This window comes from Bradyrhizobium sp. 2S1, assembly GCF_011516625.5.
In the GTDB taxonomy this organism is placed as follows: domain Bacteria; phylum Pseudomonadota; class Alphaproteobacteria; order Rhizobiales; family Xanthobacteraceae; genus Bradyrhizobium; species Bradyrhizobium septentrionale.
The window spans coordinates 1-19595 of record NZ_CP147717.1 but is presented as its reverse complement, the minus strand read 5'-3'; the positions used below and the strand labels follow the sequence as shown (position 1 = coordinate 19595).

Annotated in this window: 18 protein-coding genes and 5 pseudogenes; 7 read left to right on the top strand and 16 right to left on the bottom strand. The window is 61.4% G+C overall.

Going from position 1 to position 19595, the window contains the following annotated elements; genetic code table 11:
* Nucleotides 1-620: 620 nt before the first annotated feature.
* Nucleotides 621-1042 (bottom strand): annotated as a pseudogene (locus tag HAP54_RS00115) (helix-turn-helix domain-containing protein); the annotation flags it as partial.
* A 214-nt stretch (nt 1043-1256) separates the two neighbouring features.
* On the opposite strand from HAP54_RS00115, the gene HAP54_RS00110 reads away from it, so the two are divergent.
* Both HAP54_RS00110 and HAP54_RS00105 read left to right on the top strand, forming a co-directional pair.
* Nucleotides 1257-2600, top strand: coding sequence for an IS1380-like element ISBdi2 family transposase (locus HAP54_RS00110; protein WP_166204320.1), 1344 nt, complete (start codon nt 1257-1259; stop codon nt 2598-2600).
* Between the two features lie 341 nt (nt 2601-2941).
* Nucleotides 2942-3514 carry a hypothetical protein gene (locus tag HAP54_RS00105; RefSeq protein WP_156929135.1) on the top strand — a complete coding sequence of 191 codons (573 nt, stop codon included), beginning with the start codon at nt 2942-2944 and terminating at the stop codon, nt 3512-3514.
* A 158-nt stretch (nt 3515-3672) separates the two neighbouring features.
* Here HAP54_RS00105 and HAP54_RS00100 read toward each other — a convergent pair whose 3' ends face one another.
* On the bottom strand, nt 3673-4089 hold the full coding sequence (locus HAP54_RS00100; RefSeq protein WP_166298500.1) for a hypothetical protein: 417 nt from the start codon (nt 4087-4089) through the stop codon (nt 3673-3675).
* 237 nt (nt 4090-4326) lie between these two features.
* A complete protein-coding gene (locus HAP54_RS00095) occupies nt 4327-4491 on the bottom strand; it encodes a hypothetical protein (RefSeq protein WP_166298499.1) in 165 nt (54 codons plus the stop codon).
* A 27-nt stretch (nt 4492-4518) separates the two neighbouring features.
* On the opposite strand from HAP54_RS00095, the gene HAP54_RS00090 reads away from it, so the two are divergent.
* Complete coding sequence (locus tag HAP54_RS00090; RefSeq protein WP_029085208.1) at nt 4519-4809, top strand: hypothetical protein; 291 nt, start codon at nt 4519-4521, stop codon at nt 4807-4809.
* A 192-nt stretch (nt 4810-5001) separates the two neighbouring features.
* Here HAP54_RS00090 and tnpC (HAP54_RS00085) read toward each other — a convergent pair whose 3' ends face one another.
* From tnpC (HAP54_RS00085) to HAP54_RS00070, 4 genes are all read right to left on the bottom strand, one after another.
* Nucleotides 5002-6666: an IS66 family transposase gene (gene tnpC, locus HAP54_RS00085; RefSeq protein ID WP_166294112.1), complete on the bottom strand. Its 1665-nt coding sequence runs from the start codon at nt 6664-6666 to the stop codon at nt 5002-5004.
* 45 nt (nt 6667-6711) lie between these two features.
* Complete coding sequence (tnpB, locus tag HAP54_RS00080; RefSeq protein WP_028182053.1) at nt 6712-7059, bottom strand: IS66 family insertion sequence element accessory protein TnpB; 348 nt, start codon at nt 7057-7059, stop codon at nt 6712-6714.
* Complete coding sequence (gene tnpA / locus HAP54_RS00075) at nt 7056-7454, bottom strand: IS66-like element accessory protein TnpA (RefSeq protein ID WP_166294114.1); 399 nt, start codon at nt 7452-7454, stop codon at nt 7056-7058. The genes tnpB (HAP54_RS00080) and tnpA (HAP54_RS00075) overlap by 4 nt, the downstream gene beginning before the upstream one ends.
* A gap of 276 nt (nt 7455-7730) precedes the next feature.
* Nucleotides 7731-9074 (bottom strand): IS1380-like element ISBdi2 family transposase, encoded by a 1344-nt coding sequence (locus HAP54_RS00070; RefSeq protein WP_166204320.1) that lies wholly within the window; start codon nt 9072-9074, stop codon nt 7731-7733.
* Between the two features lie 223 nt (nt 9075-9297).
* Between HAP54_RS00070 and HAP54_RS00065 the strand changes: the two genes are divergently transcribed.
* The 4 genes and pseudogenes from HAP54_RS00065 to istB all read left to right on the top strand — a co-directional run bounded on the left by HAP54_RS00065 (nt 9298) and on the right by istB (nt 12988).
* The gene (locus HAP54_RS00065) at nt 9298-9528 is read left to right on the top strand and encodes a hypothetical protein (protein ID WP_175619346.1); all 231 of its coding nucleotides are present in this window, start codon (nt 9298-9300) and stop codon (nt 9526-9528) included.
* Between the two features lie 119 nt (nt 9529-9647).
* The gene (locus HAP54_RS00060) at nt 9648-10184 is read left to right on the top strand and encodes a GNAT family N-acetyltransferase (protein ID WP_029085180.1); all 537 of its coding nucleotides are present in this window, start codon (nt 9648-9650) and stop codon (nt 10182-10184) included.
* A gap of 441 nt (nt 10185-10625) precedes the next feature.
* Nucleotides 10626-12116, top strand: a pseudogene (gene istA, locus HAP54_RS00055) (IS21 family transposase); the annotation flags it as partial.
* A gap of 8 nt (nt 12117-12124) precedes the next feature.
* Nucleotides 12125-12988 (top strand): IS21-like element helper ATPase IstB, encoded by an 864-nt coding sequence (istB, locus tag HAP54_RS00050; RefSeq protein WP_166294386.1) that lies wholly within the window; start codon nt 12125-12127, stop codon nt 12986-12988.
* A gap of 76 nt (nt 12989-13064) precedes the next feature.
* On the opposite strand, the gene tnpC (HAP54_RS00045) is transcribed toward istB, so the two are convergent.
* The 9 genes and pseudogenes from tnpC (HAP54_RS00045) to HAP54_RS00005 all read right to left on the bottom strand — a co-directional run.
* On the bottom strand, nt 13065-14729 hold the full coding sequence (gene tnpC / locus HAP54_RS00045; RefSeq protein WP_166294112.1) for an IS66 family transposase: 1665 nt from the start codon (nt 14727-14729) through the stop codon (nt 13065-13067).
* A 45-nt stretch (nt 14730-14774) separates the two neighbouring features.
* A complete protein-coding gene (gene tnpB, locus HAP54_RS00040) occupies nt 14775-15122 on the bottom strand; it encodes an IS66 family insertion sequence element accessory protein TnpB (RefSeq protein ID WP_028182053.1) in 348 nt (115 codons plus the stop codon).
* 84 nt (nt 15123-15206) lie between these two features.
* Nucleotides 15207-15518, bottom strand: coding sequence for an IS66-like element accessory protein TnpA (gene tnpA, locus HAP54_RS00035; RefSeq protein ID WP_166298498.1), 312 nt, complete (start codon nt 15516-15518; stop codon nt 15207-15209).
* Between the two features lie 406 nt (nt 15519-15924).
* Nucleotides 15925-16392, bottom strand: coding sequence for a peptidoglycan-binding domain-containing protein (locus HAP54_RS00030; RefSeq protein ID WP_165125826.1), 468 nt, complete (start codon nt 16390-16392; stop codon nt 15925-15927).
* Nucleotides 16393-17037: 645 nt separating this feature from the next.
* Nucleotides 17038-17456, bottom strand: a pseudogene (locus HAP54_RS00025) (transposase); the annotation flags it as partial.
* Between the two features lie 16 nt (nt 17457-17472).
* Nucleotides 17473-17748, bottom strand: a pseudogene (locus HAP54_RS00020) (transposase domain-containing protein); the annotation flags it as partial.
* Nucleotides 17749-18023: 275 nt separating this feature from the next.
* Nucleotides 18024-18371, bottom strand: a complete 348-nt coding sequence (gene tnpB / locus HAP54_RS00015) for an IS66 family insertion sequence element accessory protein TnpB (protein WP_029084864.1) — start codon at nt 18369-18371, stop codon at nt 18024-18026.
* The gene (gene tnpA, locus HAP54_RS00010; protein WP_165125823.1) at nt 18368-18763 is read right to left on the bottom strand and encodes an IS66-like element accessory protein TnpA; all 396 of its coding nucleotides are present in this window, start codon (nt 18761-18763) and stop codon (nt 18368-18370) included. The genes tnpB (HAP54_RS00015) and tnpA (HAP54_RS00010) overlap by 4 nt, the downstream gene beginning before the upstream one ends.
* Before the next feature lie 311 nt (nt 18764-19074).
* Nucleotides 19075-19215 (bottom strand): annotated as a pseudogene (locus HAP54_RS00005) (IS66 family transposase zinc-finger binding domain-containing protein); the annotation flags it as partial.
* Nucleotides 19216-19595: the final 380 nt, after the last annotated feature.

Genomic DNA, 19595 nt, shown 5'->3' with positions numbered 1-19595 from the left:
ACCGAAAGTGTGATCGTTCGAACATGCCACGCTCCTCTTGTCCTTGACGCGAGCGGGTACCGCTCCTGTGTTGTGTCCAAACTTCATGCCGCGAGTTCTTTCTTTAGGCGTACAAGCTTGGCGACCCGGCTTCGGGATCGCGGCCTTCTCACTGCGCTTAGCTCTCCCGCGTCGCGACAAGGTCTCGTCCGAGAATGCTGACCCGTTTGTTCAGCGCGTGGCGAGCATTGCCCTCACATGCCTTCATCCTGCCAGCAGACCGCTCGGACATACAATCCATCATGAACCATTGAATCTGGACTAGCGTCATACTTTCGATCTGGGCAATGCGCTTCTTAACTTCGGCGCGCAAGTTGGCAGTCTCATAGACATCGTCAGATCCTGATGCTCCACGGAGTCCAGCCCGAAAGGCTAACGACGTTTGACGGTACAGCATCAACATTGGATCGGGCTCCTACCTACTCTAGGGGGGCAGCCGGCTGACCGGATCGCGGTAGACACCAGGCACATGCCCCTCCATCCTTCAAGTCAGAGGGACAAGCAGGGCTCTATCGCGCGGGGGCGGGATGACAACCGACGCGACGGCTCACGCCATTTAAAAGGGGCTATCCATGTGTGGCGATCCGATCCCGATACTTGGTCCACTGCGCCCGCCGACGGGTGACATCGGGACGATCCTGCTCGGCGGCAATCATCGTCTTTTTTTGTAACTGAGCTTCTCGGCGTGGACGAACTCCCACATCGTGCGGTAATCGACCTTCAGGCCACGCTCAGCGAGTTCGGCCACCAGCCCGCGCACGGTAAAATCGTTTCGGCACCGTTGCATCAGCCATTCGCGGTGCGGCCCCGCAATCTTCTTTGGCCGATAGCCCCCGATCTGGTCTGGCTTGACGCTACCGGTCTCGTGGAAGCGCTGTACCCAGTTGATCGCCGTGCTGATGCCCACCCCAAATTGAGCCGCTGCCTGATGCCGCGACAGGCCACCTTTGATGACAGCTCTCACTACCCGCTCACGAAGGTCGTCCGAATAGGCTCGTCCCATCCATGCTGGCCTCCTTCCCAGCCAGCATGTTGAATCAGAAGCCTTCCGATTTGGGAATCCCAAATCGATTCAAGCTAGACCCATCCCGCTCTAGCCCGTCTTATTCGTCAGAGTGCGCCTGAGAGGCTGGCGAGCGTGGTGTAAAGCGCTGATGCGGCGTAGGATTCGGTTGCAAAGCCAACCCCATCACCTCAACCGCGAACGCCAGGACGCCATGACCGATGATACGATTCTGCCCTTCTCGTTTCCAGCCGTTCACGCCAAGAAAGTCACAGCTGCCTTCGATGGCGGTCGGCTGACCTCGAACGGGGGCGTGATGCTTCTGGCGATGGCCGAGCGGCGTCTCGGCTTGGCCGACAATTTGGCCCGGGTGTTCCCGGATCGGCGCGATCCGACGCGGGTCGTGCACAGCCTTGTCGATATGTTCCGCGCGCGCATGTTCGCGATCTGCTGCGGCTACGAGGACGCCGACGACCTCGATCATCTGCGGTCCGATCCCGCATTCAAGCTGGCCTGCGGACGGCTGCCGGACACGGGTCGCGATCTGTGTTCCCAACCGACGCTGTCGCGGCTGGAGAATGCTCCGCGCCTGCGCGACGTGATCCGACTGACCTACACTTTGGTCGACGCATGGATGGATAGCTACCCGCGCGAGCCGGCATCCGTCACGCTTGACATCGATGATACCTGCGATGTCGTCCACGGCCATCAGCAGCTCTCGCTGTTCAACGCTCATTATGACGAACGCTGCTTCCTGCCGATCCACGTCTACGACACGGAGAAGAGCCGGCCCGTGGCGGTCGTGTTGCGGCCCGGCAAGACGCCGGGCGGCGTCGAGGTGCGTGCCCATCTGCGCCGCCTGATACGGCATATCCGGACGCGGTGGCACAACACGCGAATTACGTTCCGTGGCGACGGGCACTATGCCCGGCCGGAGGCAATGGCGTGGTGCGAGACCAACGGCATCGACTACATCTTCGGTCTGTCCGGCACCAAGCCGCTCGCCAGAAAACTCGACGAGGCCGCCGACGACATCCGCACGCGACGCGCCATCGAGAACCTGCCGGTTCTGCGTGGCTATACCGAGACGCGCCACAAGGCCAAGTCCTGGGATCGCGAACGGCGTACCGTCGCCCGTATTGAGGCGACGATGCTCGGCCTCGACATCCGTTTCGTCGTCACCAGCCTCGATGTCGGCTCGGCCGAGTGGATCTACGACAGCCTGTATTGCGCGCGCGGCCAAGCCGAGAATCTGATCAAGCTGCATAAGACACAGCTCGCCTCCGATCGCACCAGCTGCCGTTCGGCGCTCGCCAATCAAGTCCGCCTCGTTCTCCACACCGCCGCTTATTGGCTGATGCTGACCGTGCGCGACGCGATTCCCAAAGCCCGGGAATTGGCCACAGCCGAGTTCGCGACGCTGCGTCTTCGTCTCTTGAAACTCGCTGCCCGTGTCGTCGAGACCACGAGCCGCATTCGCCTTGCGTTTGCCGCGGCATGTCCCGAAGCCGACCTGATCCGCGGCTTGCCAGGCGCGCTGCTGCCTCTCGGTCCTTGACCGGCGGGGCGTCCGCCCCCCGTTCGCCCAACCTACACCTCAAGCGCGTTGCAAAGTACGGGTCGGTCAGGCGGTGAAAAGCCGAAGGCAATCCCGCGCGCCTCGTCAGAGCAGATGTGCGGCCACATCAATCGGACTAAAAAACGCACTCTCACGAATAGGACGGGCTAGTGGTTCCTTACGCGGACCATAGTGACGAAGTTCACGTCACGCCTCAGAAGGTGCCCGGCACAATCGAGCATGCAGAAGGGCAATCCTTCGTACTGCACTATCGAGATGTAGGCGGAAACCTTAGCGTTCGCGCGATTCGCGTTTGGAGTATCCGTCACACGGATTTTGGAGTGCCAGTCCTGGTCGCAAGGTGTCATCTTCGCAAAGCAACGCGCTACTTCCGAGTTGATCGCATCGATGCTGTCGCGGATTTTGATGGAGTTGTGATCGAGCCAACCAGCAAATTCCTTAGCGAAACGTTTGGCGTGATCTGGCCGCCATCTGACGCGGAGATTGAAGCGGCCAACGAATTTAAGATGAAGTGGACTCGATTGAGGGCCATGTGCCGCGAAAGCGGCGGGTTGCTCTTAACCGCCGTTGGTTTGGCTGACGGAGAACTCATTCCAGATGAGGTCGGAGTTATACTTGATTTTATGGGGACGTGCTGTGCTCGTTCGCAGTTTGAGTTGAACGGAAAGGATGAGGATCGTTTGCGTCTCTACATTCGCCGGCTTCGGCCGACCACAGAATCGATAGATCGCGCAGTCGAACATCTCGCACGAGGCAATTCAGGTCACATGGTCGCCACGCTATCGGCATGCGCAAAAGTGATGGAGGCGGATGGCAACATAGACCCGGAGGAGATCAAAATGCTCGACGGATTCTCGCGGTCCATGACCGGGCTTCCGTTGCAATATCCATAACGGCGAGGAACCGTTCTTGCTGCCGACGCAGAAGACCAGCACCGTCTTGAAGCCGGCGTTTCGATCGACGGGGCCGGACCAGTAGCGGAGGAAATATGCGGGTTTCGGCGCCAGGGCATGCCCGATTGATTCCGCGGCTGCGCGGGAGATGCAAATTATCAAGTAAGTGCCCATCGGCGCCGTGACGGCAGCATGTTCTCGATTTTGACAATGTCGCGCAGCAGCTGCATCTCGGTCGCGTTGAGCCACGATCGCAGCTCTCCGAACTCGAGCAGATTGTCGACGTCAGGAATGCTGCGGATCTCGGCGAGACGACCCAGCTCGAAACCATCAAGCAGCTGCGCCAGGCCCGCGCCAACAAGGCAAAGGACGGCAAAACCGCGCTCGAGCAGCTCAACGCGCTGCAGGGCAACGCCAATCCGACCGAGGCCGAGACCGCGCAGATCGGCGAGCTCGAGACCAAGGTCGACGCGCTCGAGGCCGAGGTCGCCGAGCTCGACAAGCAGATCTCGGCCGAGGAAAAGAAGCTGCGCGCGGGCCGTCGCGAAAGAGGCGGCTGTCCTGGCGAAGGTCAAGGGCTATCAGCCGGCGGAGATCGTCGGGGAGATCCGCCAGGGCGACCGGCACGTCATCCTGTTGAATGATCCCTCGGCGCCGGTGCCGGCCGGCAAGGTTGCCTTGTCGACCATGCTGCCGCTGACGGATCGCGATTTGATGCCAGGGAACGGGCTTAGCAGCTCTACCGTTCAAAACGCTGATCCCTGATGCGGTCCCCGAGCGTGGCGCAGATAAACGCGATCGACCGCAAACTGTCATCGAAGGCGCCGCGCCTGGCCGCGATGCCGCCGGCCGAATTCGAGGCCGCGCTCGATCGTCACCAGGAGGAAATGCGCGCCGGCGTCGGCCGCGATCGCCGGCGCCGAGGTCAACATCATGGGCGTCGACGACGCGACCAGGCGAATCCGGGGGCAGATCATCGCATTCGAGCTGCAGGTCCGCGGCTAATGGGCAAGGTGTTCGACGGGGCTGATTATGAGCGCAAGCTCGACGCCGCGCGCAATGGGATCTCGACCAGTGAGGAGGCCCGTTTCGTCATCACGGGCGACCTGGCCGGCCTCAACGCGCGGAAGGCGTTCCAGGAAGCAAAAGAGCGCGCGCTGATGAAGGCGCGCAAAAAGATGCTCGACCGGATCGAGCAAGAGCAGGCGGACCACGCGCTCAACGATTGGATTCCGACAGAGGTCGAGGAGATCGTGACCGGGCCGAATGATGAGATCGTCTCGGTCGATGGCTGATGCGCATCGTTTTCCGCTATCTGGCGATGCAGGACATCGTCGATTTCGCGCTCGAGACGTTGCGAGAGCGATCGCCGGTCGGGCTCGGTCGGAGATCCGCATCCCGGTCTCTACCGTACGCATACGACGAAGGCCGCCTGATTGACGCATGCGCGTGGGCGTGGCGATCTGTAAGATAGCGTTGGGTGAAGGTCAGGCGGCCTGCTGATCGGTGGGGTTGTTGGCTTGCCGCAGGAGCTTCCATTCCCAGGGCAGCAGTTCGCGCAGACGCGAAGTGGGAAGATCGGCGATCCGGGCGAGGACGTCGGCGAGCCAGGCTTTGGGATCGACGTTGTTCAGGCGGCAGGTCGTGATCATCGTCAGCATGATGGCAGCGCGGTCGGCGCCGCGCAGGCTGCCGGCGAAGGTCCAGTTGCGCCTGCCCAACGCGATGCCGCGCAACGCTCTTTCAGCGGCATTATTGCTGAGGCAGATCCTGCCATCATCGAGGAAGCGGGAGAAGTCGTCCCAGCGCCTGAGCATGTAGTTCATGGGCTTCAGGACCTCGGAGGAGCGCGACAGGGCTTCTCGCTCGCGGAGCAGCCAGTCGTGCAAGTCATCGAGAAGCGGCTTGCTCCTCTCCTGGCGTACGGCACGCCGCTCGTCGGCATTGCGGCCGTTGATGGCGCGCTCGATCTCGAACAGAGCGTCAAGACGCCTGACCGCCTCCAGCGCGATCGGGGAGACCGGTTTGCCCTTGCGGCCTTCCCTGGCCGTTTTCTCGATGTCGGCCAGCTCGAAGAATCCCCGCCGCGCATGGGCCAGGCAAAATGCGGGCGTGATCGGCATCGCTTTTCTTTTCGGATCGAACAACGGCTCGAAGCCGCTATAGCAATCCGCCTGCAAGATACCGGCGAAGGCGGCCAGATGCTTCTGGGGATGTTCGCCCCGTCGGTCGCTCGAGGCGTAATAGACCGCCGCCGGCGGCGCAGGCCCGGCGAACGGCTGGTCATCCCGCACATACGTCCAGATCCGCCCAGTCGTGCACTTGCCCTTCGCCAGGATGCGGATGGTGGTGTCGTCGCCATGTAGGCGCTCGGCCGCGAGCACATGGTGCTCGATCAGCTGGAACAGCGGCATAACGGCGAAGGTTCCGTGGCCGACCTGGTCGGCCAGCGTCGACAGCGGCAGATCGATCCTCTCGGCCTTAAAGCGCACGCTCTGACGGTTGAGCGGGATATGCATGCCGAACTTGTCGAACAGGATTGTCGCCAGCAGTTGCGGACCGATGAAGCCACGCGGTGTGGCATGGAACGGCGCGGGCGGCTGGCTGATCTTCTCACAATCGCGGCAGGTGAACTTTTCCCGCACCGTCTCGATCAGCTTGAACCGGCGCGGGATCTCCTCCAACGTCTCGGTCACATCCTCGCCCAGCTTCGCCAGGCGCGATCCGCCGCAGCAGGCGCAGCTCGTTGGCGCCTCAATGACGACCCGCTCGCGTTCGATGTCGTCCGGCCAAGGCTTGCGCACCGGCCGCTTGCGCGTGAAGGCCCGAACGTTCTGTACCTTTGCAGCCGCGGCACGCGCGGCGAGCTCATCCTCACTCGCCATGGTGATGAGTTCTTCGAGCTCCAATTCCAATTGCTCGATCAGCCGCGCCGTGCGCTCGGACCGCGGCCCGTACAGTTCGCGTTTGAGCTTCTCGATCCGCAGTTCGAGATGTGCGATCAACGCTTCGTTGTCCGACAGCTCCGCCCGCGCGCTGGCGGCATCCGCGACTGCGATATCGCGCTCAACTTGCAACGCCTTGCGCTCGGCCAGCAGCGCCATGTAGGCGCTCGCAAGATCCGCAGGAAGATCGTCTGGCTTCGAGCTCATGAAGCCATTGAATCAGATCGAGCAGCAGATTCAAACCCAAAACGGTTATCCGACCCGCGTCGGACGCTGGGTTTCTTGCGGGGTGCGCCAATCGATTCCGGACAACAGATAACTCAACTGCGCCGGCGAGATCGTTACCGTTTCACCGCCAACCGATGGCCAGATGAACCTTCCTCGCTCGAGTCTTTTGGTAAAAAGGCATGCTCCTTGGCCGTCGTGCCAGATCAGCTTCACAAGATCGCTGCGGCGACCGCGGAAGACAAACAAATGACCGCTGAGCGGGTCTTTGTGCAGCACCTCCTGCACTTGGAGCGCCAACGACGGAAAGCCTCGGCGCATGTCCGTGTAGCCTGTCGCGAGCCACACTCGCGCGCCCGTCGGAACCGGGATCATCGGCGGACCAAAGCATCGAGAACGCGACGTAGCGCATCTCCATCAACGTCGCCATCGACCCGGATGCGGTGCCCGCTACCAAGATCAATCTCGATGATGCCCTGGCTCTTGCGTCGACGCGCCGTTGGCGTCAACGCCGCTTCGGCCACCTCCCGCGGTAGCGCAGACGGCCCAATCTCGACCGGAACAAACGGCGCTATGCTCGCTTCGCCGTGCCTGCAAAGCTCCTTACGCCACCTGAACAGCTGGCTCACATGAAGCCCGGCCACGCGAGCCACCTCGGAAACATTGGCGCCGGGCTCGAGCGACGCTGCGACGAGCCGTTCCTTCTCATCCTGCGACCACCGGCGCCGCCGCTCGACCGTTGTGATCACCTCCGCCCTCGAAATCGTCATAGCGCTTCTCCTAGGATTACCCCTAGACCTGCAGCGCTCGCGCCCATCAAACAAGGCGGCCCTTAGCGGAGGAATACTCTCTACCGGGATAGCCACACGGTTTTTCTAACCCGTCCTATTCGTGAGAGTGCGTTTTTTAGTCCGCTTGATGTGGCCGCACATCTGCTCTGACGAGGCGCGCGGGATTGCCTTCGGCTTTTCACCGCCTGACCGACCCGTACTTTGCAACGCGCTTGAGGTGTAGGTTGGGCGAACGGGGGGCGGACGCCCCGCCGGTCAAGGACCGAGCGGCAGCAGCGCGCCTGGCAAGCCGCGGATCAGGTCGGCTTCGGGACATGCCGCGGCAAACGCAAGGCGAATGCGGCTCGTGGTCTCGACCACACGGGCAGCGAGTTTCAAGAGACGAAGACGCAGCGTCGCGAACTCGGCTGTGGCCAATTCCCGGGCTTTGGGAATCGCGTCGCGCACGGTCAGCATCAGCCAATAAGCGGCGGTGTGGAGAACGAGGCGGACTTGATTGGCGAGCGCCGAACGGCAGCTGGTGCGATCGGAGGCGAGCTGTGTCTTATGCAGCTTGATCAGATTCTCGGCTTGGCCGCGCGCGCAATACAGGCTGTCGTAGATCCACTCGGCCGAGCCGACATCGAGGCTGGTGACGACGAAACGGATGTCGAGGCCGAGCATCGTCGCCTCAATACGGGCGACGGTACGCCGTTCGCGATCCCAGGACTTGGCCTTGTGGCGCGTCTCGGTATAGCCACGCAGAACCGGCAGGTTCTCGATGGCGCGTCGCGTGCGGATGTCGTCGGCGGCCTCGTCGAGTTTTCTGGCGAGCGGCTTGGTGCCGGACAGACCGAAGATGTAGTCGATGCCGTTGGTCTCGCACCACGCCATGGCCTCCGGCCGGGCATAGTGCCCGTCGCCACGGAACGTAATTCGCGTGTTGTGCCACCGCGTCCGGATATGCCGGATCAGGCGGCGCAGGTGGGCACGCACCTCGACGCCGCCCGGCGTCTTGCCGGGCCGCAGCACGACCGCCACGGGCCGGCTCTTCTCCGTGTCGTAGACGTGGATCGGCAGGAAGCAGCGTTCGTCATAATGAGCGTTGAACAGCGAGAGCTGCTGATGGCCGTGGACGACATCGCAGGTATCATCGATGTCGAGCGTGACGGATGCCGGCTCGCGCGGGTAGCTATCCATCCATGCGTCGACCAAAGTGTAGGTCAGTCGGATCACGTCGCGCAGGCGCGGAGCATTCTCCAGCCGCGACAGCGTCGGTTGGGAACACAGATCGCGACCCGTGTCCGGCAGCCGTCCGCAGGCCAGCTTGAATGCGGGATCGGACCGCAGATGATCGAGGTCGTCGGCGTCCTCGTAGCCGCAGCAGATCGCGAACATGCGCGCGCGGAACATATCGACAAGGCTGTGCACGACCCGCGTCGGATCGCGCCGATCCGGGAACACCCGGGCCAAATTGTCGGCCAAGCCGAGACGCCGCTCGGCCATCGCCAGAAGCATCACGCCCCCGTTCGAGGTCAGCCGACCGCCATCGAAGGCAGCTGTGACTTTCTTGGCGTGAACGGCTGGAAACGAGAAGGGCAGAATCGTATCGTCGGTCATGGCGGGCGTGGCGTTCGCGGTTGAGGTGATGGGGTTGGCTTCGCAACCGAATCCTACGCCGCATCAGCGCTTTACACCACGCTCGCCAGCCTCTCAGGCGCACTCTGACGAATAAGACGGGCTAAATGGTCATGTCGTCAGCGACGTTTCGGCATTCCGTCGCGGCGACCAGGTCAATATCTCCAACCCGGTCCCTTACGCGCGCAAGATCGAGATCAGCCGGATGAAAATGAAGGTCGAGCCGAAGGTCTACCAAGATACTGCGCTGCTCGTCGCGGCGCGGTTCGGCAATCGCGCCTCTGTGAGATTTACGTTCATGCCGGTCCGGTTCGGAGACATTGCGGCCTATGCCGCATTCGCGCAGCAGATCAAGGTCGGCCGGCGCCGAATGTTCGACAAGGCAGGCCAGGCGTGGCTTGTTCGTCAGCCAGCGCTCGAGATCAGGTCACGCTAGAGCGCTGAGTACTGCTTTGGACGACGCAAAGCGAGCGTGTCAGGCGACGCCGGCACATTGGCAAGAAATGTCGGCTTTGTCAGCTTTTTGTCAGCTTGTCTACATAACAACTCGTTGCGATGAGAACCAATTACAACAATGCCTACGGGCAAAGTGTGGACCAGCAGCGCGATGCGTTGGCCGGCACTTCTGGCGCAGATACAACTGCTTTTACGGCCGCTTTAGCTGCTGAAGGGCCAGCCTCTTTCGCTGTTGACAAGAGGACAGGTGAGTCAGTCAGGCTACACAGAGTAAGTAGCAATATTGGCAACGCCCAAAGCGTTTCTTTGTTTTCTGATGCCAATGAACGCAATAAGGTGGGAAGTATGACCGTGGCGCCGGGGCGCGACAATTTGCGAATTCTCACCATAGAGAATGTCGGCCGGTCGAGGTACAAGGGGGTCGGGACGGCTATGATCGCAGTCGCCGATCACATTAGGGAGTCCGCGGGCCTTTCCACGCTATCCCTTCTCTCTCAAGATGAGGGAGCTTCAGAATTTTTCTACAAGAAGGGATTCCGGTTTACGGACGAGGACAAGAATGCGGAAATGCGGACTCTCATTTCCAATCCACGATACGCTCCAGATGAAATCCTTATGGGCGAGATGGAGCGCTAGCATACCTCAGGGGGCAGGGCTGGCCAGGCCCCCTGAGAGAAACCAGTTCATCTATAGTTAAGGCTTGTGCCGGCCGTCATGGATTGGACGGCCGGCCAAGCGCTGGCGTAGAACAGCCGCAACTAAATCTCTGGTGCAGGTGCCGCATTGGGCATCTGACATGGATCCCGACTTTGGGGCCAGGTACTTAGAGTTTTACGCCTGATTGGCGCACCCCGGGGACATGAACAGGCGATGGACATGAACAGGCGATCGCCGCTCGCGGTGGGCCGACCACGAAAATCAGGCGCTGAGCGCCCCTGATTGCGCATTTCATCGTACGCATACTGTCATTCGGCCTGCAATATTGACCCCCTAAGCCGGGGGATCGGCGTCCAAAATTGACCCCCTACAGATTGATCTGTTGCGCTGCCTGCTTTGGAACGAAGCAGGTGGTGGGGGATGCTGATCGTGGAGACAATTGCCCGGATCCGGCGCGAGCACTTCATCAAGGGCAAGACGATCAAGGAGATCGCCCGTGACCTGAAGGTGTCGCGGAACACGGTCCGGAAGGTGCTGAGGTCGGGAGAGACCTCCTTCGAGTACGAGCGGCAGGTGCAGCCGCGGCCAAAGCTGGGACGATGGGCAGTAGAGCTTGACGGATTGCTGGCGGCGAACGCGGCCAAATCGGCTCGTGAACAGCTGACGTTGATCCGGATCTTCGAAGAGCTGCGCGGCCGCGGCTACGACGGCGGTTACGATGCCGTGCGGCGTTACGCCAGGCGGTGGAGCAAAGAACGCGGGCAATCGACCGCGGCGGCTTATGTCCCGCTGAGCTTTGCCCCAGGCGAAGCCTACCAGTTCGACTGGAGCCACGAGGTGGTCTTGCTGAGCGGGACCACGGTGATGGTGAAGGCCGCCCATGTCCGGCTCTGTCACAGCCGCATGCTGTTCGTGCGGGCCTATCCGCGGGAGACGCAGGAGATGGTGTTCGACGCCCACGACCGGGCGTTCGCTCTGTTCAAAGGCACCTGCACCCGCGGCATCTACGACAACATGAAGACCGCCGTAGAGACGATCTTCGTCGGTAAAGGGCGTCTCTACAATCGCCGCTTCCTGCAGATGTGCAGCCACTATCTGGTCGATCCGGTCGCCTGCACGCCGGCGTCGGGCTGGGAGAAGGGGCAGGTCGAGAACCAGGTCGGGCTGGTCCGGGAGCGCTTCTTCACGCCGCGGCTGCGGTTCAAAAACCTCGACGAGTTAAACGCCTGGCTGCTCGACAAATGCATCGCCTACGCCAAGGCTCATCGCCACCCGGAGCTGGTCGATCAGACGATCTGGGAAGTGTTCGAAGCCGAGCGTCCCAAGCTCGTTCCCTATGCCGGCCGCTTCGACGGCTTCCATGCGGTGACGGCATCGGTCTCGAAGACCTGCCTGGTGCGCTTCGACAACAACAAGTACTCGGTCGCAGCCAGCGCAGTCGGACGGCCGGTCGAAGTCCAGGCTTATGCCGACCGCATCGTGATCCGTCAGGATGGACGCATCGTTGCCGAGCACCCGCGATCCTTTGGCCGCGGCGAGACGACCTATGATCCCTGGCACTATGTGCCGGTGCTGGCTCGCAAACCCGGTGCCTTGCGCAACGGCGCTCCCTTCAAAGACTGGGTGCTGCCGGCCGCGATCGAGCGGATCCGGCGCAAGCTTGCCAGCACCGACGATGGCAATCGGCAGATGGTCGACATCCTCACCGCGGTGCTGACTGACGGTCTGTCCGCGGTGGAAGCGGCCTGTGCCGAAGCGCTCGGTCATGGCGTCCATTCCGCCGATGTCGTGCTCAACATCCTGGCCCGTCAACGTGAACCCGCCCCACCGGCCAACATCATGACGCCGGCCGCACTGACGCTCCGTCATGCACCGATCGCCGATTGTGCCCGCTACGACAACCTCCGGAGGACCATCTGATGGAACGAACCCAAATCTTCGACCTCATGGGCGAGCTCAAGCTCTACGGCATGAAGGCTGCCTTCGACGAGATCATGGCAACTGCCGTCAAGCGCCAGCACGAACCTCAGCGCATTGTCGGCGACCTGCTTAACGCCGAGATCAACGAGAAGCAGGCCCGCTCGATCAAATACCAGCTGACCATTGCCAAGCTGCCGCTTGCCAAGGACATCGCCGACTTCCAGTTCGACGGCACGCCGATCAATCAGACTCTCGTCAATGATCTCGCCAGCGGCGGCTTCATCGCCCAGCAACGCAATGTCGTGCTGGTTGGCGGCACCGGCACAGGCAAGACCCACCTGGCCATTGCCATCGCCAGAAGCTGCATCCGATCCGGTGCCCGCGGCCGCTTCTTCAACGTAGTCGACCTCGTCAATCGCCTCGAGACCGAGACCCGCAACGGACGGCAAGGACGGCTCGCCGAGCATCTGACCCGGATGGACTTCATCGTGCTGGATGAACTCGGCTATTTGCCCTTCGCCCAGTCCGGTGGCCAGCTCCTCTTCCACCTCGTCAGCCGGCTCTATGAGCGCGCCTCCGTCATCGTGACGACCAATCTCGCCTTCGGCGAATGGCCGAGCGTGTTCGGCGACGCCAAAATGACCACAGCGCTGCTCGACCGATTGACCCATCACTGCGACATTGTCGAGACCGGCAACGATAGCTGGCGGTTCAAGAGCCGAGACGACGATCACGCCACCCGCGCTCGTCTCGCCTCCGCTATCCCGGCCAGCTCCGACGAGACGAGCGCTACCAGCAAAGCCCGCCGCACGAAGGGGTCAAAATTGGACGCCGATGAGGGGTCAAATTTGCAGGCCGATTGACACGCATACGACGAAGGCCGCCTGATTGACGCATGCGCGTGGGCGTGGCGATCTGTAAGATAGCGTTGGGTGAAGGTCAGGCGGCCTGCTGATCGGTGGGGTTGTTGGCTTGCCGCAGGAGCTTCCATTCCCAGGGCAGCAGTTCGCGCAGACGCGAAGTGGGAAGATCGGCGATCCGGGCGAGGACGTCGGCGAGCCAGGCTTTGGGATCGACGTTGTTCAGGCGGCAGGTCGTGATCATCGTCAGCATGATGGCAGCGCGGTCGGCGCCGCGCAGGCTGCCGGCGAAGGTCCAGTTGCGCCTGCCCAACGCGATGCCGCGCAACGCTCTTTCAGCGGCATTATTGCTGAGGCAGATCCTGCCATCATCGAGGAAGCGGGAGAAGTCGTCCCAGCGCCTGAGCATGTAGTTCATGGGCTTCAGGACCTCGGAGGAGCGCGACAGGGCTTCTCGCTCGCGGAGCAGCCAGTCGTGCAAGTCATCGAGAAGCGGCTTGCTCCTCTCCTGGCGTACGGCACGCCGCTCGTCGGCATTGCGGCCGTTGATGGCGCGCTCGATCTCGAACAGAGCGTCAAGACGCCTGACCGCCTCCAGCGCGATCGGGGAGACCGGTTTGCCCTTGCGGCCTTCCCTGGCCGTTTTCTCGATGTCGGCCAGCTCGAAGAATCCCCGCCGCGCATGGGCCAGGCAAAATGCGGGCGTGATCGGCATCGCTTTTCTTTTCGGATCGAACAACGGCTCGAAGCCGCTATAGCAATCCGCCTGCAAGATACCGGCGAAGGCGGCCAGATGCTTCTGGGGATGTTCGCCCCGTCGGTCGCTCGAGGCGTAATAGACCGCCGCCGGCGGCGCAGGCCCGGCGAACGGCTGGTCATCCCGCACATACGTCCAGATCCGCCCAGTCGTGCACTTGCCCTTCGCCAGGATGCGGATGGTGGTGTCGTCGCCATGTAGGCGCTCGGCCGCGAGCACATGGTGCTCGATCAGCTGGAACAGCGGCATAACGGCGAAGGTTCCGTGGCCGACCTGGTCGGCCAGCGTCGACAGCGGCAGATCGATCCTCTCGGCCTTAAAGCGCACGCTCTGACGGTTGAGCGGGATATGCATGCCGAACTTGTCGAACAGGATTGTCGCCAGCAGTTGCGGACCGATGAAGCCACGCGGTGTGGCATGGAACGGCGCGGGCGGCTGGCTGATCTTCTCACAATCGCGGCAGGTGAACTTTTCCCGCACCGTCTCGATCAGCTTGAACCGGCGCGGGATCTCCTCCAACGTCTCGGTCACATCCTCGCCCAGCTTCGCCAGGCGCGATCCGCCGCAGCAGGCGCAGCTCGTTGGCGCCTCAATGACGACCCGCTCGCGTTCGATGTCGTCCGGCCAAGGCTTGCGCACCGGCCGCTTGCGCGTGAAGGCCCGAACGTTCTGTACCTTTGCAGCCGCGGCACGCGCGGCGAGCTCATCCTCACTCGCCATGGTGATGAGTTCTTCGAGCTCCAATTCCAATTGCTCGATCAGCCGCGCCGTGCGCTCGGACCGCGGCCCGTACAGTTCGCGTTTGAGCTTCTCGATCCGCAGTTCGAGATGTGCGATCAACGCTTCGTTGTCCGACAGCTCCGCCCGCGCGCTGGCGGCATCCGCGACTGCGATATCGCGCTCAACTTGCAACGCCTTGCGCTCGGCCAGCAGCGCCATGTAGGCGCTCGCAAGATCCGCAGGAAGATCGTCTGGCTTCGAGCTCATGAAGCCATTGAATCAGATCGAGCAGCAGATTCAAACCCAAAACGGTTATCCGACCCGCGTCGGACGCTGGGTTTCTTGCGGGGTGCGCCAATCGATTCCGGACAACAGATAACTCAACTGCGCCGGCGAGATCGTTACCGTTTCACCGCCAACCGATGGCCAGATGAACCTTCCTCGCTCGAGTCTTTTGGTAAAAAGGCATGCTCCTTGGCCGTCGTGCCAGATCAGCTTCACAAGATCGCTGCGGCGACCGCGGAAGACAAACAAATGACCGCTGAGCGGGTCTTTGTGCAGCACCTCCTGCACTTGGAGCGCCAACGACGGAAAGCCTCGGCGCATGTCCGTGTAGCCTGTCGCGAGCCACACTCGCGCGCCCGTCGGAACCGGGATCATCGGCGGACCAAAGCATCGAGAACGCGACGTAGCGCATCTCCATCAACGTCGCCATCGACCCGGATGCGGTGCCCGCTACCAAGATCAATCATCGATGATGCCCTGGCTCTTGCGTCGACGCGCCGTTGGCGTCAACGCCGCTTCGGCCACCTCCCGCGGTAGCGCAGACGGCCCAATCTCGACCGGAACAAACGGCGCTATGCTCGCTTCGCCGTGCCTGCAAAGCTCCTTACGCCACCTGAACAGCTGGCTCACATGAAGCCCGGCCACGCGAGCCACCTCGGAAACATTGGCGCCGGGCTCGAGCGACGCTGCGACGAGCCGTTCCTTCTCATCCTGCGACCACCGGCGCCGCCGCTCGACCGTTGTGATCACCTCCGCCCTCGAAATCGTCATAGCGCTTCTCCTAGGATTACCCCTAGGACCTGCAGCGCTCGCGCCCATCAAACAAGGCGGCCCTTAGCGGAGGAATACATTTCATCTACCCCCGCAACAAGACGCGGATACTGCAACTCTGTTGCTCGGGCGACTTGGTGGGCACGAACCGCGTAGCGGGCGCGTGTGAAACCGTTTCGGAGCCGCAGTTGGATTAGAATTGACTAAGCTACCCAGGATCTCAGCAAGCTACGCCGACACTTCGTTGGTCATGGACGTTCAGCTTTTTATCGGGGCGAGGGCGGGGCCCGAGGACCTTACCCTCATCCCAAAAGGGGCTCTTTGATCCTAACGCTGTTCGCGCGCGCTGGTCGTTGTGACGCTTTTGAACTCCCTTTGCTTCATGTCGAAGTTAAAACGCGCTCGATCAACTCCAGAGGGCGGCCCACGTCTTGGGGCCGACAATTCCGTCAGCCTTCAACGGGGTACCATCGAAATCAACGTGAGATGCCTGGAATACCTTCACCGCAGCCTCAGTGTGCGGGCCAAAATCGCCGTCTACGGCCCCAGGATCAAGCTGAGGGTCCGCATAGTGTTTGAGTATCTCCTGGAGGAGCCTCACACCGCTGCCCTTTGAGCCCTTCTTGACCGTCTCTGGCGTTAGCCTGAACCAAGTCGCCGGCCCCACGATGCCGTCAACTTTTAGGGGAAACGAGAACGCCCAGTCATGCCCTACGGATCGATCAGTTTGATAACTTCTGACCGCCTTTCGGGTCACAGGTCCGAAGATGCCGTCATCTGTTCCGAGAGGAAGATAATATCGCTCAATCAACGCCTTTTGCGCCCTCTTTACCGCATCACCTTTCGAGCCCAGTTTGATGATAGGTTCGGCCATAGCGATCATTCCCTTGGTTGCCTAGTATCATTTGGCATTGTAGCAGCTGGCATTGTAGCAGCGCGAGTGTAGATGCGCGTTCACTAGCGTACCTTACCTGGGAGACTGATCACCTCCTGGATCTGGTGGGGTCTCTGATGAAAATGGCCCGCACACCCGGACCAGCGCATTCGGCCAAGCTTAGAGGCACCAGGAACCCTCATTTCATTGATGATGCCGCGGCTTAGTTTGATAGAGGCAGTATTATGCCTTATTCACCGTCGTCGAGTCGGTCGTTCTTGGCCCGGCTCGGAACTTCCGAACGAGCAGCTCACTCGGCGATTGGAGACAAAGCTGACATCCAAGGCCAGAGGCGCGGAACGTGCCAATATCAATACGGTGGCGCGAAGTTCGGTACGCCCCTGACCATGGGAGAGGCGGAAAAACGTGGCCAACGACATTGCGGCCTCGGTCATAGCAATGCGATTTGTCGTCGGACGAATCGAGCGTGTTTGGTGTGCGCGATTGCTTCCCATCTCCGCCGGATACTGTTGTAAAACTCGACTGATCTCGATTGCCAGCCTTCGCTGTGACTTCTTGCGCGGTTTGTTGGTTGGGTCTGCTTTTGTTGGGGTATTGTATAGGTAGTTGTGCCCGAGGGGATGCCTACGCCGGGCGAATCGCTGTCCGGGGAGGTGGGACACGACAGAGAAGCTTGGCTAGCCTCCTAAGGTTTTGTGCGGTTGCCGTGGGCAGGACTTCGTCTCTGACGCCGCTCAAGCCCCGCAGCCGGAACCGGTCGAGCCTGAGAACGCGTTTCATGTGCGCAAATCGCATCTCAACCTTCTTGCGCTCCCGGCGCGACTGTTCGAAGGCTTCTGTATTGGCCAAAGCGCGGACGCGATCACGCACATCTTCGTCAAGGTCGCGGGTAATTTTGCGCACGGTTGCGGTCGTGCACTTCGGCTTTAGTGAGCACAGGAGCGATCGTTCTTGCTGGCCCTGTAGTAAGCGATATGACCTTGATCGATATTGCCTGTGCTGGCCAGCTCCGCGCCACCTGGGCAGACATAGATGTTGCCCTTGATCAACGGTAAGCGCTTAGCCGCGACCCCGTCGGTGCAAGCTTGACGTCTTGCGGAATCGCCACGGCATGAGGTCTTCGATGCTGCTATGGGGATGGCCGTCGATGATCGTCTCGAGTGTTTCGGCGATGTAGGCGGCCGGGTTGACGTCGTTGAGCTTGCAGGTGGCGACGATCGACGCGAGCAGCGCCCAGTTTTCCGCGCCGACTTCATGACCGGCGAAGAGCGCATTTTTTCTGGTCAGGCAGACTGGCCGGATGGCGTTCTCGACCGGGTTCGTGTCGCATTCCAGAGTCTTCGATACCATCTCGCCGAGCTTGTGCAGCCCTTCACTGCCGCACTTGCCACACGCGCAAGGCATGGGTTCGATGATACGTTCGACCGGCAGGTTATCCGGTAGGGGGCGTCGCGGCGGCCGTGGATTTTGCGCGTGGCGCAATGATCATCGCATGCGCAGCGGCAAGGTCGGCGGGAAGCGCATCGGTGGGCGTCGTCACGAGGGCGAATCAACCATATTCGCGGCAAAAAATCCCGCTGGATTCCTGCCGTGAGTCAAAGAGCCACAGCTTAACCGGAAGCCTGTGGACGCCAGGTCGCCTGCGGCATCCGCCAGTCAATTCCGGACAGGAGATAGGATAGTTGCGCAACGCTGATCGTCACAACGCCGTCCGCCAGCGACGGCCACAAAAAGCGGCCGCGCTCCAGCCGCTTCGTGAACAGACACGCGCTCTGGCCATCATGCCAGATGATCTTGATCAGGTCGCCGCGGCGGCCTCTAAAAACGTAGAGATCGCCAGCGTGAGGGTTCCGTTTCAAACCCTCCTGAACCAGACGCGCAAGGCTAGGGAAGCCTCGGCGCATATCGGTATGGCCGGTCGCGAGCCAAACCCGTACATTGCCCGGTATGGCGATCATCGGCGCTCAAGCACCTCGAGGACCCGCGCCAGCGCCTCCGGATCGACGTGTGCATCCACCCGGATGCGTCGTCGGTTGCCAAGATCGATCTCGATCAATCCAGTACGCGCGGCCGCCACGGAGCGCACTCGACCGTCACCCGCAGGCAAAAGCTTCGGAGTTTCCTCCACTTCTGTAGCGACGATCTGCACCGGCGCAAAGGAAGGTACAACCTGCTCTGATGTCCGCGCTTGTCGACGCCAGGTAAATACCAGGCCGGCCGCTACTCCGTTGCGACGCGCAACCTCTGTCACCTTCGCGCCTGGCGCCAACGTCTCCTCGACAATCCGCGCCTTGTCATCCTGCGACCAGCGCCGCCGCCGCTCCAGCCCGCCCAAAACCTCGACCCGCATCGCCTGATGACCTTAAAGCTAGACTTAAGGTCGCACGCTTCGCGAATTACCACGCGTCACGCAAGACGGCGCCCGTCGGATGCGTACCGCTCGGCGAGCGTCGAACCACTTGAGATCATCGACAGTTGTTTCTCGAACCACGGCTTTAACGCGGCGACGATGGCAGCGAGTGCTCCTTGCGCGCGGCCAGCCGGATGTCCGGCGATGAAGCGCGTACCATGGCTTCGATGGCGTAAAGCTGTGCGATGTGCCGAACCGCGGCCTCGGCGACTTGCTGTTGCGGGCCAATTTGACGAAGCGCCGGCGTGACCAAGCACTCGCCATTGCGCCGGGATCACGTCGAGGCGTTTGGTGACATCCTCGCCGATCTTCGTCATGGCGCCGCAACCGCACGGACAAAGCGTGCTCGCAGGCTCGATGATCCGTTCCACCCGAGGCAAATGGGCAGGCAAGCAGCCGCGATTGCGATGAGAACCTTGATCCGGCACGCTCCGCGATCGGCCCTGGATCACAGCCTCGGCTCTCTCCTGAGCCGCGTCCAGGATGCCCTGCGCGACCTCACGTCTTCGAGCGGTAAATGATACTGATCTGGTCGCAGCTTTTCGGACTTCGCGCCGAACCTCTAGCCCCCCTTTGCACGGAACGATAAGGCTTGTCGGCAAGCTAATCAGTTCTGATCGTACTGCTTCATCCCACACGGGCCTGAGGTTTTCAAAAAGTAGTTCATCGCGTCAAAAGATCAAAACGAGCCCGTCGACACTGCCGGTCGAGAGGTTGAGCTCGTGCTCAGTGCTCAGCAGAAACTCATGTCTTGCCTAGTACCTACTGTTCT

Coding starts and splice junctions, on each gene's coding strand:
- HAP54_RS00060 (WP_029085180.1), top strand. CDS start 9,648: ATGAGAACCAATTACAACAATGCCTACGGGCAAAGTGTGGACCAGCAG.
- istB (WP_166294386.1), top strand. CDS start 12,125: ATGGAACGAACCCAAATCTTCGACCTCATGGGCGAGCTCAAGCTCTAC.
- tnpB (WP_028182053.1), bottom strand. CDS start 15,122: ATGATCCCGGTTCCGACGGGCGCGCGAGTGTGGCTCGCGACAGGCTAC.
- HAP54_RS00070 (WP_166204320.1), bottom strand. CDS start 9,074: ATGACCGACGATACGATTCTGCCCTTCTCGTTTCCAGCCGTTCACGCC.
- tnpC (WP_166294112.1), bottom strand. CDS start 14,729: ATGAGCTCGAAGCCAGACGATCTTCCTGCGGATCTTGCGAGCGCCTAC.
- HAP54_RS00110 (WP_166204320.1), top strand. CDS start 1,257: ATGACCGATGATACGATTCTGCCCTTCTCGTTTCCAGCCGTTCACGCC.
- HAP54_RS00065 (WP_175619346.1), top strand. CDS start 9,298: ATGAAAATGAAGGTCGAGCCGAAGGTCTACCAAGATACTGCGCTGCTC.
- HAP54_RS00030 (WP_165125826.1), bottom strand. CDS start 16,392: ATGGCCGAACCTATCATCAAACTGGGCTCGAAAGGTGATGCGGTAAAG.
- tnpA (WP_166298498.1), bottom strand. CDS start 15,518: ATGACGATTTCGAGGGCGGAGGTGATCACAACGGTCGAGCGGCGGCGC.
- tnpB (WP_029084864.1), bottom strand. CDS start 18,371: ATGATCGCCATACCGGGCAATGTACGGGTTTGGCTCGCGACCGGCCAT.
- HAP54_RS00095 (WP_166298499.1), bottom strand. CDS start 4,491: ATGATCTGCCCCCGGATTCGCCTGGTCGCGTCGTCGACGCCCATGATG.
- tnpC (WP_166294112.1), bottom strand. CDS start 6,666: ATGAGCTCGAAGCCAGACGATCTTCCTGCGGATCTTGCGAGCGCCTAC.
- HAP54_RS00090 (WP_029085208.1), top strand. CDS start 4,519: ATGGGCAAGGTGTTCGACGGGGCTGATTATGAGCGCAAGCTCGACGCC.
- tnpA (WP_165125823.1), bottom strand. CDS start 18,763: ATGCGGGTCGAGGTTTTGGGCGGGCTGGAGCGGCGGCGGCGCTGGTCG.
- tnpA (WP_166294114.1), bottom strand. CDS start 7,454: ATGACGATTTCGAGGGCGGAGGTGATCACAACGGTCGAGCGGCGGCGC.
- tnpB (WP_028182053.1), bottom strand. CDS start 7,059: ATGATCCCGGTTCCGACGGGCGCGCGAGTGTGGCTCGCGACAGGCTAC.